Genomic DNA, 2,766 nt, shown 5'->3' with positions numbered 1-2,766 from the left:
TGTCGATTGGCAGTTCAATCAAGGACTCGGGGCGATGGGTCCGATTGGTGGCATTTCATTTGAGACTATTTTGGACTGAATCTCGATTGAAATGCCGTTTTTGGGTTGGGCGTCAAGCGAACACGGTTTCCTTCTCAAGGGCAGGTTTCCAGGACTCGATGTCCTCGTCGGCAATGCGCTCCGTGCCCGCTCGGATCGCCTCGATTGCCAATTCGTTGAGTATGGCGAAAACCCGCGCCGTAACGCCGTCGCTCATACGAGCGAGATGACGCAAGCCTTGGCTTGATAGAGCTGAAGGTTGCTTGATCGGCAAACTCCGCAGAACTGCGCTGACGAGCTCGTGGAATTCTTCGTCCACTTTCCATCGCGGTAGCACGATTTGATCGAGACGCCGCGAGAGTTGAGTATCGCCTGCGATAGCGTCGCGGGCGTCCATCACGCCGAGGCAAACGAGCGACGCTTTGAGTTCGTTGCTCAGATATCGCAACAGCTGGAGGATTACGCGTTGCTCTCTGGGATTGCCCGCGAGCAGATTATGAACTTCATCGAAGACCAGGACACGAACATTGCAGTTTTTCAGCAAAAGCATGGTCCTGATTTCAAGGTCCATGAGGGTCGCGCGCTCATTGACGCTGGCGCCAAGAGCCATCAGCAGCTGACCGTAAATCCGTCGCTCCGTTGGGCGCGAGGTCAGAGTGATGGCAAGAACGGGAACAGCCTCGGAGCCGGTGTTGCGGTCGACGACCGGGGGGTGATCCCGTCGAAACTTCTCGACGAGCATTGTCTTGCCCATCCCGCTATGACCGTAAATCGCAAGTCCCGGTGGCCGCGTTGATGGCGGATGATCACACAGCGCATCAAGATATTGCAAAACGCGTCGGGCGCGACCGAACCCAACCCAGCGGTCGGATCGGATGGCGCGAATGCGCACATGGTCTGGCGCGTTAATGAGGGCGGCCGCGCCGGAAGCCAAATGGGAGGGCTCGATCATTGGTCCCAAAATTCCATATCGTCGTTGGAATAACCCGGTTTCGCTAAATCGACGCCTGTGATTTTCCCGCCGTCGTCTCTCGGTTGGTCGGGCCGGCGCGTCACATTCCGGCGTGCTGTTGCGCTCGCCTGTGCGGCGGAATCTTCGATTTGTCGTTGCTGCGCAATAGAAGCAAAAATGGTTTCTTCGTTCAATTCGCGTTTCCCTTGTTCGCGTAATCTCTTCTTTGCGTGCTTCCACTCCCACCATGAAACGGGAGGGTACGCGAGATTTCGATAACGAGCCTCAACGAAATGACCGTCCGGCTGGCGAACGAAGATACGCGAAAGATCGCGTGGATCATATTTGATTTTCACTTCAGCGCCACGGCCCACATCGCGGGATAGGACGTCAGACCAATATCGGATTTTTTCCAAATGGATGCCATCCTTCAGGAGGCGCCGTCGTTCTTCCGGCAAGAAGCTCGTCCAGAAAGCCATTCGGTCGGGTGGAAGGTCAAAATCGACATCACCCTGAAGATCGCGCCAGACCGCGACTGGGGGGCGCAGGAGCGCGGAATGGATGCGGTGATGGTATTTACCTGCGATCTCTATCGCGATCCACTTTTCCAGTTCGCGCAACGTGAAAGTCGCTCGGCATTCAGCGTCGTAATCGCCTTTGATTTCGACGTTGCTGAACGTTGTGCCGGGCAGCACATGCACCGCGCCCATCATCGTCCCGATGAGACGTTCAATATGCCCTCCGAAACGCGGAGTCGCCGGCGGTCTGAACTGAAGTTTGACGCCGTATTCTCGGCAAGCGTTCGCAAGAGCGCGTGAGCGAAACTCGGCGCCATTGTCGCAATGAAGTACCTCGGGTAACCCTGCGACGGGCCAAGAAATATCTATCTCGCGCTCGTTGAGCCACACGGTCTTGTCATAGACGGCATGAAGCAAGCAAAGCCCAACGGACACGCTGGAAGGTGCCTCAAGGGACAAATGAAAGCCCGCCACCATCCGCGTGCACACATCAATGGCGATTGTCAGCACTGGTCGCCCAATGGGACGGCGAAGCTGTTCGTCGACGATGATTACGTCGACAACGGTATGATCAATCTGCCAAATGGCGTTGGGCCGACTGGCGACGAATTGTCCAGGGCTTGGAGTCGCAGCAGTTTCGATGTCCCGCTCCCCGCGCTTACGGGCGGCGGATATCGGTGTCAAATCCATCACCCGTCGCCGCACCGTTCTGTAGTGCGGGGGATGCAAGCCTTCGGCAAGGCAGGTCCCGCGGATGCGCTCCATCAAGGCGCTGAATTTCGGCTTCTCCTTCCTGAGCCAGAAGCGCTCGATCTGCTCCGCGATAACATGCTCAACCTCGGGCGCGAGCCGAAATACGCCATCCGGCGTTCCACGCTGTTGTTGTGCAAGGCTCGAAGTAAGTCGGGTGCTCCGGAAACGTGACGCCATCCGAAAAAGCGTTGACCTTGGAATATCGAGTTGCGTACGCGCGATGTTGACGATTTCGGCGGTCACTTTCCAATTGGATCGACGAAGAAGCTGACGGAGAAAATCCTCTCGCGCTTCCGGCGCTTCCTGTCGTGCGTCTTGTGGTTCGGTGCTGTCGGAATCCATCCTCCAACGCTACGGTCGATCGACCGGTCGATCAATCCCATTTTGACTGCCAAATTTTCTTGCGCGAGTCTCGATTGGAGTGCCGTTCACGGCAGGTCAGTCTCGGCTATTTAATTGAAATCGTTGAATGGGCGAGTCCCGCCTTGAAAGGCAAATCGACAG

General features: G+C 56.5%; 2 protein-coding genes. Both read right to left on the bottom strand.

Annotated elements, in window-relative coordinates:
• Positions 1 to 112: 112 nt before the first annotated feature.
• The gene (locus KP010_RS22360; protein WP_216281907.1) at positions 113 to 991 is read right to left on the bottom strand and encodes a TniB family NTP-binding protein; all 879 of its coding nucleotides are present in this window, start codon (positions 989 to 991) and stop codon (positions 113 to 115) included.
• Positions 988 to 2,604, bottom strand: coding sequence for a Mu transposase C-terminal domain-containing protein (locus KP010_RS22355; RefSeq protein ID WP_216281905.1), 1,617 nt, complete (start codon positions 2,602 to 2,604; stop codon positions 988 to 990). The genes KP010_RS22360 and KP010_RS22355 overlap by 4 nt, the downstream gene beginning before the upstream one ends.
• Positions 2,605 to 2,766: the final 162 nt, after the last annotated feature.

Origin of the sequence: Methylosinus sp. KRF6, assembly GCF_018887255.1 — a bacterium.
GTDB classification, from domain to species: Bacteria; Pseudomonadota; Alphaproteobacteria; order Rhizobiales; family Beijerinckiaceae; genus Methylosinus; species Methylosinus sporium.
This window is presented reverse-complemented; position numbering and strand designations above follow the sequence as displayed.

Excerpts from the sequence above, each read along its gene's own strand:
- KP010_RS22360 (WP_216281907.1), bottom strand. The coding sequence starts at position 991 with ATGATCGAGCCCTCCCATTTGGCTTCCGGCGCGGCCGCCCTCATTAAC.
- KP010_RS22355 (WP_216281905.1), bottom strand. The coding sequence starts at position 2,604 with ATGGATTCCGACAGCACCGAACCACAAGACGCACGACAGGAAGCGCCG.